The sequence below is a fragment of the Streptomyces tamarix genome, assembly GCF_032423885.1.
Classification (GTDB): Bacteria; Actinomycetota; Actinomycetes; order Streptomycetales; family Streptomycetaceae; genus Streptomyces; species Streptomyces tamarix.
On sequence record NZ_JAWCTQ010000061.1, the window covers coordinates 21,343 to 34,519 of the forward strand.

Consider the following 13,177-nt stretch of genomic DNA (forward strand, 5'->3'; position numbering starts at 1 on the left):
ACGTCACGCTCGGCACGGTAGGGGGCGCCCTGCCCGCCCCGTCCGGTTCTTGGTGCCTCGTTGGCCGCGCCTTGAACGAATCGTGAACGGCTCCGCTCGCGGCGCCGACCGGGGCTCCGGCGGGGCCGGGGCGGGCGTCAGGTGAGGAGGGTGACGAGGAGGGAGGCGTCGTCCTGGAAGAGGGCGCGGCCCCGGGCGGTGCGTTCGGCGCGTGCCGGGCCGTCGGGGACGAGGCGTGCGGCGGCGGCCAGCAGGGACGGGAGGTCGGGCGCCGTCGTCGTCAGGCCCTCCGCCGCCATGTGGCGCACGCCGTCGGTGCCGTGGCCGGGGATGGGGCGGTAGGCGACGACGGGCAGGCCGGCGGCCAGCGCCTGGACGGCGGTCTGACCGGCGGCGTTGTCGATCAGGAGGCGGGCCGAGGCCATGAGGGCGGGCAGGTCGTCGGTCCAGCCGAGGGCGACGGCGCCCGGGACGCGGGCGGTGCGGCGGCGCAGGTGCTCGTCGCGGCCGCACAGGACGACCGGGCGCAGGCCGTTTCGGGCCAGGGCCCCGGCGGTGCGGGGCAGGTCGGAGCCGACGCCCCAGGCACCGGCGGAGAGCAGGACGGTGGGGCGGTGCGGGTCCGGTGGCGGGCCGGGCGGGGTGCGGGCGACGGCGTGGAAGGCGGGCGGCACGACCGGGCCGGGCGCGGCGGCACGGCGGCCCGTGCCCGTACGGGCGGCTTCGGCGGCGCCCGGGCTGACGCACAGGTACAGGTCGTTGCCCGGGTGGAGCCAGCCGCGGTGGACGGCGAAGTCGGTGACGTACACGGCGCTGGGGACGCGCAGGGTGCCGCGTTCCCGCATGCGGCCGGTGACCTGCGCGGCGAGGTGGAAGGTGGAGACGACGACGTCGGGGCGGAGGCGGGCGGCCAGGGCCTCCAGGGGGCGTTCGGCGAGTACGGCCAGCGGTGAGGTGTCGGCGCGCGGGGCGGCGGGGCCGTCCGGGCGGGGCGGGGGCGGGGCGAGGAAGACGCGGTAGATCGCCGTGTAGAGCGCGGGCACGCGGCGTACGACCGTGCGGTAGAAGGCGCGCAGGGCCGGACCGGTGCCGGGCGGCAGCAGCGTCAGGACGTCGTGGACGTGCGCGTCGTGGCCGTGCGCGCGGAGCCGGCGGGCGAGTTCGGCGGCGACGGCGTCGTGGCCCGCGCCCATGCTCGCGCTCAGGACCAGGCAGCGCCGCGTCATGTGGTCGCCTTCCGGTGGCGGGGTCCGGGTCCCTCCCATCGTGGGGGCGGAGGGCGGCCCGGGCGGGCCGGGCGGGCCTGTTCGGGTGGTTCGCGGGCCCGGCGCACCGTCGCGGCGGGGCGGCCGGGGAGGAATCGGGAGGCCGGGGGGAGCGGGGGCGCGAGTCCGGAGGTCTGGCATGGCGGGAACGGCACGGCCGGTCGTGCTCATCACGGGTGCGTCGTCGGGGATCGGAGAGGCGGTGGCCGAGCGGTTCGCCGTGGACGCCGAGCGGCGCTGGCGGCTGCTGCTGGCCGGCCGGGACGAGACGCGGCTGGGCGAGGTGGCGCGCCGTACGGGCGGTGCGGGGCTGCCGGGCGACCTGGGCGGCCCGGAGGGTGTGGAGCGGCTCGCCGCCCGGGCGCTGGAGCGGGAGGGGCGGGTCGACGTGCTGGTCGCGTCGGCCGGGATCGGCTGGGCGGGGCCGTTGACGCGGATGCCGCCCGAGGTCGTGGAGCGGCTGGTGGCGGTGAACCTGACGGGGGTGGTGCAGCTGGTGCGGCTGCTGCTACCGGGGATGGTGGAGCGCGGTGTGGGGCGGCTGGTGCTGATCAGTTCGATGGCGGGCTGGGCCGGCGTGGCGAACGAGGCGGTGTACGCGGCGACGAAGGGCGGGCTGTTGGCGTTCGCGGAGAGCCTGCGCTACGAACTGGCCGGTACGCGGGTGGGGGTGACGGCGGTGCTGCCCGGCGCGGTCGACACGCCTTTCTTCGCGCGCCGCGGCGTGCCGTACCACCGGCGGAGCCCTCGGCCGGTGCCGGTGGTACGACTGGCCGACCTGGTGTGGAAGTCGGTGGTCCACGGGCGGGACGAGGTGTTCGCACCGGCATGGCTGGCGGGGCCGGCACGGATCCGGGGCGGTGCGCCCGGGTTCTTCCGCGCGATGGCCAAGCGGTTCGGCTGAGCGGCGCGCGATGCTCGCTCTCTCGATCTGTCTGGCCCTGCTGGCGGCGATGGGCAACGCCGCGGCCTCGGTGCTCCAGCGGCGCGCCGCGGCCGACACGGGCACGGCGGACGCGGCGGGCCCGGCCGACACGGCGGCGCGCGGGTGGTGGCAGAGGCTGGTGCGGCGGCGGGTGTGGGTGTGGGGTTCGGTGATGCTGGGGCTGTCGGGGCTGTTCCAGGCGCTGGCCCTGGCGACGGGGCCGCTGGCGGTCGTGCAGCCGGTGATGAGTACGGAACTGCTGTTCACGCTGGTTGTGGGCGGGGTGGTGTTCCGGCGGAGCCCCGACCGGCGTACCTGGTGGGCGTTCGGGGCGATGGCGGCCGCGCTGGCCGCGTTCCTGGCGCTGGCGGAGCCGACGGGCGGGCGGGCGACCGTACCGGCGGCGGACTGGCTGTGGGCGGGGCTGGTGATCGGGGCGGTCGCGGTGGGGCTGGTGGCCGTGGCGCTGCGGCTGCCGTCGGCGCCTCGGGCGGCGGTGCTGGGGGCGGCGACGGCGATGGGGTTCTCCGGTACGGCGGCGCTGCTGAAGGACGCGCTGGGCCGGTTGCAGGACGGGCTGGGCTCGGTGTTCGGGGCGTGGCAACTGTATGCGGCGGTCGCGGTGGGACTGACGAGTTTCCTGCTGCTGCAGATGACGTTCCGGGCGGGGACGCTGGCCGCGTCGCAGCCGGCGCTGACGCTGGGGGACGCGTTGCTGAGCGTGGTGCTGGGGGTCTGGCTGTTCGACGAGCGGGTCGTCGTGGGCGTGCGGGGGGTGTTCGAGGCGGTCGCGGTGGTGGTCCTGGTGGTGGCGTGCGTGGAGCTGGCCCGGTCGCCGCTGGTGAAGGGCGGCGAGGACGGGGAGGGCACGTGGTGAGCAGGGCGGGTGCGGCTGCACGGCGTACGGCGGCCCGGCGCGCGGCCGTGTGGCGCGCGGGGGCGGTCGCGGTGGCGGGACTGGCGGGCTGGCACGTCGTGCCCGCGGCGACGTGGCTGCCGGGAGTGCGCGGGGCGCTGTGGCCGGCGCTGGACGGGCGGGGTGACCCGGGTCGGGTGGCGCTGACGTTCGACGACGGGCCGGATCCCGGTACGACGCCGCTGTTCCTGCGCGCGCTGGACCGGCTGTCGGTCCGGGCGACGTTCTTCGTGCTCGGCGAGCGGCTGGAGCGGGCACCGGCGCTGGGACGGCTGATCGTGGCGGAGGGCCACGAACTGGCCGTCCACGGCTGGTCCCACGACCCGCCCTGGGTGCCGCGGCCGGTGCGGGACGTGCGGGAGGTGGCGCGGGCGGCGGCGCTGGTCGCGGACGTGGCGGGGGGCAGGCCGCTGTGGTACCGGCCGCCGTACGGGGTGCTGACGGGGGGCCGGTGGGCGGCGGCGCGCGCGGCGGGGCTCCGTCCGGTGCTGTGGTCGGCGTGGGGGCGCGACTGGACGGCGGACGCGTCGCCCGCGAGCGTACGGGCGGAGGTGGCGCGCGGGGTGCGGGGCGGGGCGACGGTGCTGCTGCACGACTCGGACGCGCTGTGCGCGCCCGGTTCGTGGCGGGCGGCGCTGGGGGCGCTGCCGGGGCTGGTCGCCGACTGCCGGGCACGGGGGCTCGCGGTCGGCCGGCTCGCCGAACACGGCCTGGACCGCCCGGCGGGTGCCGCGCGGGGGTGTACGGGCCGGTGACGGCTAGGGCCGGCCGAAGGGGGTCCGGAGGGCGCGGGCGCGCCAGGAGTGCGGCGCGGGGTGCGGGTGCCAGTGGCGGTCCCACTCAACGCGACGGGCGCGGCGGTGGGGGTGCCCGGCGGTGTGTTCGCCGGCGCCGTGGACGAGGGCGCCCAGGACGGCGGTGATGGCGGCGAGCTCCGCGCTCGTGGGTGAACCGTGAAGTATCCGCAGGTGGTGGTGCATTGGTCCATCGTCCGGCAGTGGCGCCGTCCCCGCATCCGCTCCCCGGCGGGCCGCGCCCGGCCCCGGTCGCGGCGAGGGCGGTTCGGCATCGGGGTGGCGGCCGGACGGGTGAGAGGCCGGACGGCTCCGTACGCCTCTCCCCTTCCCGCACACGGGCAGTGCGCCGCGCGGCCGGTTCCCGGTGACCCCATGTGGCCGCCTCGACGCGCGCGACGGCCGGAGCTCGCACATCCTCTGAGTGAACGCGAGCAATACGCGACGAAAGGGCTCGACATCATGGCCACGTTGTGCAGACCCGCGGTGTCCGTCCCCGAACATGTGATCACCATGGAGGAGACGCTCGAGCTGGCGCGGACCATTCACGCGGATCACCCCCAGCTCCCGCTCGCCCTGCGACTGATGGAGAACACCGGGGTCCGCAAGCGGCACATTCTCCGGCCCATCGAGGAGACGCTGAAGCACCCCGGCTTCGAGGAGCGCAACGCCGTCTACGAGGCGGAGGCGAAGGCCCGGGTGCCCGCCGTGATACACCGTGCGCTGGAGGACGCGGAGCTGCGCGCCGCGGACATCGACGTGATCATCTACGTGTCGTGCACGGGCTTCATGATGCCGTCCCTGACCGCCTGGATGATCAACACCATGGGCTTCCGCAGCGACACCCGCCAGGTGCCCATCGCACAGCTCGGCTGCGCGGCGGGCGGTGCGGCGATCAACCGGGCGCACGACTTCTGCAGCGCGTATCCGGACGCGAACGCCCTGATCGTGGCGTGCGAGTTCTGCTCGCTCTGCTACCAGCCCACCGACCTCGGCGTCGGGAACCTGCTGTCCAACGGGCTGTTCGGCGACGGGATCGCCGCCGCCGTCATGCGCGGCAAGGGCGGCACGGGGGTCTCGCTGGAGCGCAACGGCTCGTACCTGGTGCCGGAGACGGTCGACTGGATCGCGTACGACGTCCGGGCGACCGGGTTCCACTTCAAGCTGGACAAGCGGGTCCCCGGCACCATGGAGCCGCTCGCCCCGGCGCTCAAGGAGCTGGCGGGACAGCACGGGTGGGACGCCTCCGACCTGGACTTCTACATCATCCACGCCGGCGGGCCGCGCATCCTGGACGACCTGAGCAAGTTCCTCGGAGTGGCCCCGGAGGCGTTCCGCTTCAGTCGGGCCACGCTCACCGAGTACGGCAACATCGCCAGCGCCGTCGTCCTGGACGCGCTGCGCCGGATGTTCGACGAGGGCGGGACGCCGGAGTCCGCGCGGGGTCTGCTCGCCGGCTTCGGGCCGGGCATCACCGCGGAGATGTCCCTGGGCCGCTGGACGACGTCGGGTTCCTCCCGCGCCACCGGCGTCTCGGCACGGGGCTCCGTCCCGAAGACCACCGTCACGTCGAGGGCGTTCGTCGACGCGTACACGGACACGGAGGAGCCCGGCAGTGCTGGATGACACGACGACGACCGCCGAGGCGGAGCGGGAGGGGGCCGGCGGCGCCGGCCCGGCGCTGCCGCCCGTGCGGCACTGGCCGGCGCTCGACCTGTTCGGGGTGGACTTCGACCCGGTGCTGGCCGGGTTGATGGAGGAGGGGCCGGTCACCCGCATCAAGCTGCCGAACGGGTCGGGCTGGGCCTGGCTGGTGACGCGGTACGACGACGTGCGGGCGGTGACGAACGACCCCCGGTTCAGCCGGAAGCTGGTCGTGGAGAACGACGTCACGCGACTGGCGCCGCACTTCATCCCCGTCGACGGGGCGGTCGGGTTCGAGGACCCGCCGGACCACACGCGGCTGCGCCGCGCGGTGGCGCCCGCGTTCACCACCCGGGGCGTCGAGCGGCTGCGCGACCGGGCCCGGGAGATGCTCGACGAACTGGTCGCGGGCGTGCTGCGGGACGGGCCACCGGCCGACTTCACGCAGCGGCTGCTCGGGCCGTTCCCCCTGGCCGTCGTGTGCGAGCTGATGGGGGTGCCGGCGGAGGACCGGCCGCGCATGCACGAGTGGACCAACCTCATCCTGTCGTCGGCGCAGGGCGCGGAGCGCAGCCAGCGCGCCAAGGAGGAGATGTGCGCCTACTTCGCCGAGACGATGCGGCGGCGGCGCGGCACCGGCGGCGAGGACGTCATCGGACTGCTGTCGACCGCGGTGGCGGCCGGGGAGATCACCGAATCGGAGTCGGTGGGGCTCGCGCTGCTCATCCAGATCGGTGGCGAGGCGGTCACCAACAACACCGGCAACATGCTGTTCATCCTGCTGACCCGGCCGGACCTCATGGACCGGCTGCGCGCCGACCGGGAGGGCCGGCCGCGGGCGATCGAGGAGTTGCTGCGGTACATCCCGCACCGCAGCGCGGTCGGGCTGTCGCGGATCGCGCTGGAGGACGTGACGGTCGCCGGTGTGCGGATCCGCGCGGGTGAGGCGGTGTACGTGTCGTACCTGGCGGCCAACCGCGACCCGGACGTGTTCCCCGACCCGGAGCGCATCGACTTCGACCGGGCGTCGAACCCGCACGTGGCGTTCGGGTACGGGCCGCACTTCTGCGTCGGCGCGATGCTGGCGCGGCTGGAGTCGGAGCTGCTGGTGGACGCGCTGGCGGACCGGTTCCCCGGGCTGCGCCTCGCGGTGCCGGCCCAGGAGGTCCGGTTCCGGCGCGGCGCGCTGATCCGGGGTCCGGAGTCGATGCCGGTGACCTGGGGATGAGCGCGCACGCGACGCCGGACGGGCTGCTGGTGCCGACCGGGCACGGCCGGACGCTCACCGCGCCCGCCCACCAGGTCACGTTCAAGGTCACGGGTGAGCACGCGCGGGCCGCGTCGAGCTTCGAGGTGGTCGTGCCGCCGGGGTTCGACGTGGGCGCCCACGTGCACGCGCACAGCGAGGAGCTGTTCTACCTGCTGGAGGGCGAGCTGGACGTGCTCGCCTTCGAGCCCCGGGTACGGACGCGGGACGACTGGCGCCACTGGGAGTCCCGGAGCGGGCGGCGGACGGTACGGGCGACGCCGGGCACGGTGATCGTGGTGCCGCCGGGCTGCCCGCACGCGTTCGCGAACCGTACGGACGAGCCGGCGAAGATGTTCTTCCAGGCGTCCCCTCCCCCGGACCACGAGCGGTACTTCGAGGAGCTGTTGGAGATCCTCGACGGGGGCGGGCCGCCGGACCACGCGGCGATCGCGGCGCTGCGGGCCCGGTACGACATCGAGCAGCTGACCCCGATGCGGCACGGCTCCTCGGCACGGTGACGGAAGGGTCCGTCCGGGGCCGCCGTGCGGGAGGCACCGCGCGGGGACGCCGGGCAGGGAACGGGCACGCGTGGGCCCCGGGCCGCCCGTGGAGGCGGGCCGGGGCCTTCGGCCGTCAGGCCCGGGTCACGGGGTGGTCGCCCTCCCGCCCCGGCGGGCGCGGGCCGCGCCGGCGCGGCGCTCGCCCGTGGCGGCCATGGCCACGCCGAGCAGCAGGGCCACGACGCCGACGACGACGTTGTTCCACACGCTGCGGGTCGTGTCGACGTTTCCGGCGACGAGCCACGGCGAGATGATCGTGAAGGCGCCGATGGCCACGGCGCACCAGGCCATGGCGTGGGTCCGTTCGTACGCGGAGCCCAGGCCGCCCATGCACAGCGCGTAGGCGATGCCGAGGATCAGGTTGCACACGGCGAGGGCCGTGAGCCCGTGGAACCCCGCGATCCAGGGCGACGCGGCCAGGTACACGCCCGTGAGGAAGGCCAGTGCCTCGACGGCCTGACCGCGTGGGGTGCTGGTGGCCTTCTCGAACCTGGCGCGCATCTCGGCGACGTCGGGGTGATGCTCGATGGTCGGGTGGGTGGTCATCGGGGGCCCGCCTCCTGTAGAAGCCTTTATCTGCCCTTTACCACCATATAACGCCTGTTGGTCTATTTAGGTCAATAGGGACTTTTCCTACGAAGATACTCACGACGGCTCGGCCCCTGCGGGCGCCACCACCGGGGGCACCGTCGCCGCGGACACCGGAGGGCTCGCCCGCGGGCGCTGCAACCCGGGGCGGGCGCGCGACACCTCCGCGGCGCTTCGTCGTTGTCAGACGCGGGGGCGCGGCCGCGCCCCACCACGAACGCCGAACGACCGAGAGGGAACCATGAGCCTCCGTACCGCCGCCACCGCCGCCCTGGCCACGGCCGCCGGCGCGCTGCTCGCCGCCACCGGCACCGCGACCCCCGCCCAGGCCGCACAGGCCGCCCCGCAGGCACCGGAGGCCCCGGTGTCCTCGAGCGACGGCGTCGGCCTGCTGAAGAAGGACACCCTGACGCCCCGGTCCCTGACCGACTTCCTCCTCGGCAGCGGGAACTGACGGAGACGCCCCGAAAGCCCGCATGTGTACGGCGAGGAGCCGACCGGGTCGGTTACCGCCACGTTTCGGTCGTGTTACGACTCACACACCGCGCCGTTTCACGCATGATCCATCCTTGAACAGGACCGGTGACGGGGCGTCAACCTGCGGTGACGACAGAGCACCTACCGAACGGCGACCTCGAGGCGCTGATTTCAGGTCAATGTTTGAAAAGGTGACAAAACCTGAAAACCTTCACTGAATGTGCGTCAATCGCCGCAAGAATGCAGGCTGTTCACGCACCCCGACCGAACGGGATTCGAAGGAAAGTGATGACCATGAGGCACATGCGGGCATCCATACGGCGTACCGCCGCCCTCGGGATGATCACCGCCGCAGCGATGACCGCGCTGGCGCCGGCCGCCGCCGCCGCCCCGGAGCGGGCGAGCACCGACGAGTCGCGTCTGTACGCGCCGAACGCGCTGGTCCTGACCGTGTCGAAGGGCGAAACGGCCAAGACGGCGACGCCTCTTCGCGCGGTGACCCTCACCTGCGCGCCGACGCCGGGCGGAACCCATCCCGCGCCCGAGGAGGCCTGTGACGAGCTGCGCTCGGTCAACGGCGAGTTCTCCGCCTTGCGCGGGGGCGAGGAGCGTGCCTGCGTCAAGATCTACGACCCGCTCGTCGCCACCGCCGAGGGCGTCTGGGAGGGACGGCGCGTCGCGTACGAGCGCACGTTCGGCAACTCCTGCGTCCTCCAGACCGAGGGCGGCAGCGTCTTCTCCTTCTGAGTCCTGCCGCCCGGCCTCCCCGCGGCCCGCGTCCTCTCCCGGCATCCTCCCCCTGCCACGGAGACGGCGCGGGCCGTCGCCGTGCGCGGGGCGGGCCGGGTGGCCGACACTGGTGGAACGAAAGGGGCATGCGTCTCCACGGGTGTCGCCGCCGGCATCACCCGTGGGCACTGGCCCCGGTACGGGACCGGACCGTGAGCCGTGGAACGTGAGCCATGGATGTGGAGAGCGTCGCCGACGAGTTGTACGGGCTGCGGCCCACCGAGTTCACCGCGGCCCGGGAGCAGTGCGCCGCCCGGGCCCGCGAGGCCGGGGACCGCGAGCTGGCCGCCCGGATCCGGGCGCTGCGGCGCCCGACCCTGGCCGCGTGGGCGAGCAATCTGCTCGTACGGGCCCGGCCGGACGAGGCCCGGTCGCTCGTCGCCCTCGGGGAAGCGGCGCGGCGGGCCCACCGGAGCCCCGGCGGCGTACGGCTGCGCGAGCTGGACCGGCGCCAGCACGACCTGGTGGCCGCGCTGGCGCGGGAGGCGCAGCGGCTGACGGCCGAGGCCGGGAAGGAGGTCGGGGACGCCGTCCGCGAGGAGGTCGAGGCGACCCTGCGGACGGTGCTCGCCGACCCGGGAGCGGCCGGGGCGTGGCTGTCGGGCCGCCTCAGCAGGGCACTGGGCGCACCGGTCGGCGCCGAAGCGGCCGGGGCCCCCGACGACGGCGTACCGGGGCGCCCTCCCGTGGCCCCCACCGCGCCCACCGGTACGGAGGGGGCTTCCGCCGCCGGGAAGGCCCCCGGCCCGCGCACCGGCCCGTCCCCGGCCGGGCCCCGGGGCGGTGCGCGGGCCGGGAGCGGCGACAGCGGCGGTACGGGCCGCCCTGACCCGGCCGCGGCCCGCCGGACCCGGCGGGAGCAGCACGAAGCGGAACAGCACGAGGCGGAGCGGCGGCGGGCCGAGGGGGAGGCGGCCGCCGCCCGACGGGAGGCGGCGGCGCGGGAGGACGAGGCGCGCCACGCCCGGGACGCGCTGGAGGGCGCCGAGCAGCGGGCGCACGAGGCGGATCTGCGGGCGGAGGAGCTGGTCGCGCGCCTGAAGGAGGCGCAGGCCCGCAAGGAGGCCGCGCACGGCGCCGTGCGCCAGGCCAGGGAGCGGGCCCTGGAAGCGGAGCGGGCCGCCCGGCGGGCCGCGAAGCACGCACAGGAGGCCATCGGACGGCTGGGCCGGTGAGCCGCGGGTCCCGGGCGCCGCGGGGGGCCTGTGGGCGGGGCGGGAAGACCACCACGACGTGGGTCCCGGACGCTGCGGGGGGCCTACGGGCGGGCCGCCGGGGCCGTGGTCGTGGCCGGGGCGGACGGCGCGGGGTCCGGAGAGCGGTGGGAGAAGCGGTGGAGGTAGCGGACCTTGATGCACAGCGACCACGGGTCGATCGGCTTGACCAGGAGGTCCGCCGCGCCCAGCCGCATCGCCGCGCGGGACAGTTGGGCGTCGACGCCCAGGCCGGTCACGAGGATGACCGGAATGCGGCGGGTCTGCTCGAGCCGCTGCATGTAGCGCAGCACGTCGAGGCCGCTCACCCCGGGCATGACCACGTCCAGGACCGTCACGGCGACGCCGCCGCGCAGCACGGCCTTGAGGGCGGCGTCGCCGCTGGTCGCGAACTCCAGGGGGTAGCCGAGCGGCGAGAGGGCGCTGTGCAGCGCGAACAGGTTGTCCTCGCGGTCGTCGACCAGGAGGACCTTCTCTCCGGCGGGCAAGGGACCTCACCTCCGCTCCGTGGAGCCGGGCCGGCCCTTCACCGCCCCCGTGTCCCCTCCAGGATGCCCTCCGCGGCACGCGGACGGCAGGGGCCCGGCGGGACGGGCCCGGCGGGGTGGCCGAACCCGTCTCCCGGAACCGCGGGGACACCAGTCGGGCGAGGGCTCTGACCCACCAGCGGCGTCACCGCGTCACCTCCTCGCCGTCAGGCGAGGAGGCGTTCCAGTTCGGCCAGCTCCGCGTCGTCGAACGGCGCGGCGTCGAGGGCGCCGAGGTTCTGGTCGAGCTGGCGCACGCCGCTCGCGCCGACGAGGACGGACGTGACGCGCGGGTCGCGCAGGATCCAGGCGAGGGCGAGCTGCGCCAGGGTCTGGCCGCGGCCGGCCGCGAACGCGTTCAGCGCGCGCAGCCGCTTCAGCTTGTCGTCGGTGAGCGCGTCCCGCTTGAGGAAGTGGCCGATGGCCATGCGGGAGTCGGCGGGTACGCCCTCCAGGTAGCGGTCCGTCAGCTGGCCCTGGGCGAGCGGGGAGTACGCGATCACGCCGGCGCCGGCCTCGGCGGAGGCGGCGATCAGCCCGTTCTGCTCGATGGTGCGGTCCAGCATGTTGTAGGCGTGCTGGTTGATCAGGAGCGGGGTGCCCAGTTCCTTGAGGACGGCGGCCGCGCGGGTCATCTGTTCGGGGCTGTAGTTGGAGAGGCCCGCGTAGAGCGCCTTGCCCTGGCGGACCGCGGCGTCGAGGGCGCCGACCGTCTCCTCGACGGGCGTGTCGGGGTCGGGCCGGTGGGAGTAGAACACGTCGACGTAGTCGAGGCCCGTGCGGGTCAGCGACTGGTCGAGGCTGGCGAGCAGGTACTTGCGGGAGCCCCACTCGCCGTACGGGCCCGGCCACATGTCGTACCCGGCCTTCGTCGCGATGAACAGCTCGTCGCGGTACGGGCGGAAGTCCTGGGCGAAGAGGGTGCCGAAGTTCGCCTCGGCGCTGCCGTAGGGCGGGCCGTAGTTGTTCGCGAGGTCGAAGTGGGTGACGCCGCGGTCGAAGGCGTGGCGCAGGACGGCGCGCTGCGTCTCCAGCGGGGTGGTGTCGCCGAAGTTGTGCCACAGGCCGAGGGACACCTGCGGCAGCAGGACGCCGCTGTGGCCGCACCGCTGGTACCGCATGGTGGTGTAGCGGTCTTCGGCGGCGCGGTAGGGGGCCGGTCTCACGAGGGGTCTCCTGCCTCTGCGGGGTGGGGCGACGGCGGGCCCGGGGTGGCCGTGGGGCGCCGCCGGCCCGCCTGTTCGACGAGGTTAACCCGTGTGCGGCGGGCCGGTGCGGGCGGGCCGGGCCCGCCGGTGGCTCAGGGGCGGTAGACGGCGCCGGGTTCGGGCTCGGCGGGGGCGAGGAGCTGCGGCACGGTGACGAAGGTGAAGCCGCGTCCCTTCAGTTCGTCGATGATGCCGGGGACCGCGGGGACGGTGCCGTCGTAGATGTCGTGGAGCAGGATGATGCCGTCCTTGCCGGCCCCGGCGAGGGTGCGCTCGCGGATCAGGTCGGAGTCGGTCGTGGCGTAGTCCTTGGCGGTGACGCTCCACAGCACCTGGGAGAGGCCCAGTTCGCGGCAGATCTCGGTGACCGTCTCGTCGGTTCGGCCCTGCGGGGGGCGCATCAGGGTCGGCTTGCGGCCGGTGAGGCGCTGGAGGGCGTCCTGGGTGCGGGTGAGCTCCTCGCGTATCTCGTCCGGTTCGATGTCGGTGAGGACGCGGTGGGCCCAGGTGTGGTTGGCGACCTCGTGGCCCTCGGCGGCGATGCGGCGCACGACGTCGGGGTGACGGTCGATGTGCTTGCTGCCGAGCAGGAAGAACGTGGCGGGGACCTGCTTCTCCTCGAGGATGTCGAGGAGCCTCGGGGTGTCCTTGCCCGGGCCGGCGTCGAAGGTCAGGGCTATGCACTTCGCCTGCCGGCAGTCGACGGGCCGCGGCGCCTCCCCCTTGGCGTCCTCGCGCACGTCGGCGGGGGCGACGGTCTCCACCGAGCAGCCGCCCAGGACCAGGGCGAGCGTGGCAGCGGCGGCGAGGACGGCGGCCGTACGGCGGCGGCGCGGCGTGCGGGCGGGGCGCGCGGACGACGGGGAGGGCAGCGGAAGCGGCACGGCGCAGCTCTCTTTCGATGGGGTCGAAGCGACCCGGTGAAGGCCGCGCGCCGCGCTCTACACAAGGTGTATACACATGGTTTATAGAGGGGTGGGGAAACGCGGGCGCGCCCCCCCCCGGGGGGCGCGCCCCCCGG

15 protein-coding genes are annotated in these 13,177 nt (G+C 75.1%); 9 read left to right on the top strand and 6 right to left on the bottom strand.

What is annotated here, in order from left to right:
* Nucleotides 1-137: 137 nt before the first annotated feature.
* On the bottom strand, nucleotides 138-1,226 hold the full coding sequence (locus RND61_RS30110) for an MGDG synthase family glycosyltransferase (RefSeq protein ID WP_315881325.1): 1,089 nt from the start codon (nucleotides 1,224-1,226) through the stop codon (nucleotides 138-140).
* Between the two features lie 178 nt (nucleotides 1,227-1,404).
* On the opposite strand from RND61_RS30110, the gene RND61_RS30115 reads away from it, so the two are divergent.
* Genes RND61_RS30115 through RND61_RS30125 form a run of 3 tightly spaced genes read left to right on the top strand, consistent with a single transcriptional unit; the run spans nucleotide 1,405 to nucleotide 3,861 of the window.
* Nucleotides 1,405-2,169, top strand: a complete 765-nt coding sequence (locus RND61_RS30115) for an SDR family NAD(P)-dependent oxidoreductase (protein WP_315881326.1) — start codon at nucleotides 1,405-1,407, stop codon at nucleotides 2,167-2,169.
* Nucleotides 2,170-2,179: 10 nt separating this feature from the next.
* Nucleotides 2,180-3,067: a DMT family transporter gene (locus RND61_RS30120; RefSeq protein ID WP_315881327.1), complete on the top strand. Its 888-nt coding sequence runs from the start codon at nucleotides 2,180-2,182 to the stop codon at nucleotides 3,065-3,067.
* Complete coding sequence (locus RND61_RS30125) at nucleotides 3,061-3,861, top strand: polysaccharide deacetylase family protein (protein ID WP_391654458.1); 801 nt, start codon at nucleotides 3,061-3,063, stop codon at nucleotides 3,859-3,861. The genes RND61_RS30120 and RND61_RS30125 overlap by 7 nt, the downstream gene beginning before the upstream one ends.
* Before the next feature lie 3 nt (nucleotides 3,862-3,864).
* Here RND61_RS30125 and RND61_RS30130 read toward each other — a convergent pair whose 3' ends face one another.
* Nucleotides 3,865-4,086, bottom strand: a complete 222-nt coding sequence (locus RND61_RS30130; protein WP_315881328.1) for an acyl-CoA carboxylase subunit epsilon — start codon at nucleotides 4,084-4,086, stop codon at nucleotides 3,865-3,867.
* A 276-nt stretch (nucleotides 4,087-4,362) separates the two neighbouring features.
* On the opposite strand from RND61_RS30130, the gene RND61_RS30135 reads away from it, so the two are divergent.
* From RND61_RS30135 to RND61_RS30145, 3 genes are read left to right on the top strand one after another with little or no spacing between them, the layout of a single operon-like run.
* Nucleotides 4,363-5,526, top strand: a complete 1,164-nt coding sequence (locus RND61_RS30135; RefSeq protein ID WP_315881329.1) for a type III polyketide synthase — start codon at nucleotides 4,363-4,365, stop codon at nucleotides 5,524-5,526.
* A 55-nt stretch (nucleotides 5,527-5,581) separates the two neighbouring features.
* Nucleotides 5,582-6,772 (top strand): cytochrome P450, encoded by a 1,191-nt coding sequence (locus RND61_RS30140; protein WP_315881339.1) that lies wholly within the window; start codon nucleotides 5,582-5,584, stop codon nucleotides 6,770-6,772.
* Complete coding sequence (locus RND61_RS30145) at nucleotides 6,769-7,311, top strand: cupin domain-containing protein (RefSeq protein ID WP_315881330.1); 543 nt, start codon at nucleotides 6,769-6,771, stop codon at nucleotides 7,309-7,311. The genes RND61_RS30140 and RND61_RS30145 overlap by 4 nt, the downstream gene beginning before the upstream one ends.
* 126 nt (nucleotides 7,312-7,437) lie before the next feature.
* On the opposite strand, the gene RND61_RS30150 is transcribed toward RND61_RS30145, so the two are convergent.
* Nucleotides 7,438-7,899 carry an SPW repeat protein gene (locus tag RND61_RS30150; RefSeq protein ID WP_315881331.1) on the bottom strand — a complete coding sequence of 154 codons (462 nt, stop codon included), beginning with the start codon at nucleotides 7,897-7,899 and terminating at the stop codon, nucleotides 7,438-7,440.
* A gap of 283 nt (nucleotides 7,900-8,182) precedes the next feature.
* On the opposite strand from RND61_RS30150, the gene RND61_RS30155 reads away from it, so the two are divergent.
* The 3 genes from RND61_RS30155 (at nucleotide 8,183) to RND61_RS30165 (ending at nucleotide 10,382) form a co-directional block, all read left to right on the top strand.
* Nucleotides 8,183-8,395 (top strand): hypothetical protein, encoded by a 213-nt coding sequence (locus RND61_RS30155; RefSeq protein WP_315881332.1) that lies wholly within the window; start codon nucleotides 8,183-8,185, stop codon nucleotides 8,393-8,395.
* A 326-nt stretch (nucleotides 8,396-8,721) separates the two neighbouring features.
* Nucleotides 8,722-9,165 carry a subtilase-type protease inhibitor gene (locus RND61_RS30160; RefSeq protein WP_315881333.1) on the top strand — a complete coding sequence of 148 codons (444 nt, stop codon included), beginning with the start codon at nucleotides 8,722-8,724 and terminating at the stop codon, nucleotides 9,163-9,165.
* Nucleotides 9,166-9,380: 215 nt separating this feature from the next.
* Nucleotides 9,381-10,382 carry a hypothetical protein gene (locus RND61_RS30165; protein ID WP_315881334.1) on the top strand — a complete coding sequence of 334 codons (1,002 nt, stop codon included), beginning with the start codon at nucleotides 9,381-9,383 and terminating at the stop codon, nucleotides 10,380-10,382.
* An 83-nt stretch (nucleotides 10,383-10,465) separates the two neighbouring features.
* Here the strand turns inward: RND61_RS30165 and RND61_RS30170 are convergent, their stop codons facing one another.
* The 3 genes from RND61_RS30170 to RND61_RS30180 form a co-directional block, all read right to left on the bottom strand.
* The gene (locus RND61_RS30170) at nucleotides 10,466-10,909 is read right to left on the bottom strand and encodes a response regulator (RefSeq protein ID WP_315881335.1); all 444 of its coding nucleotides are present in this window, start codon (nucleotides 10,907-10,909) and stop codon (nucleotides 10,466-10,468) included.
* Nucleotides 10,910-11,115: 206 nt separating this feature from the next.
* A complete protein-coding gene (locus RND61_RS30175; RefSeq protein ID WP_315881340.1) occupies nucleotides 11,116-12,069 on the bottom strand; it encodes an aldo/keto reductase in 954 nt (317 codons plus the stop codon).
* Nucleotides 12,070-12,248: 179 nt separating this feature from the next.
* Nucleotides 12,249-13,040, bottom strand: coding sequence for a polysaccharide deacetylase family protein (locus RND61_RS30180; protein ID WP_315881336.1), 792 nt, complete (start codon nucleotides 13,038-13,040; stop codon nucleotides 12,249-12,251).
* Nucleotides 13,041-13,177 lie beyond the last annotated feature (137 nt).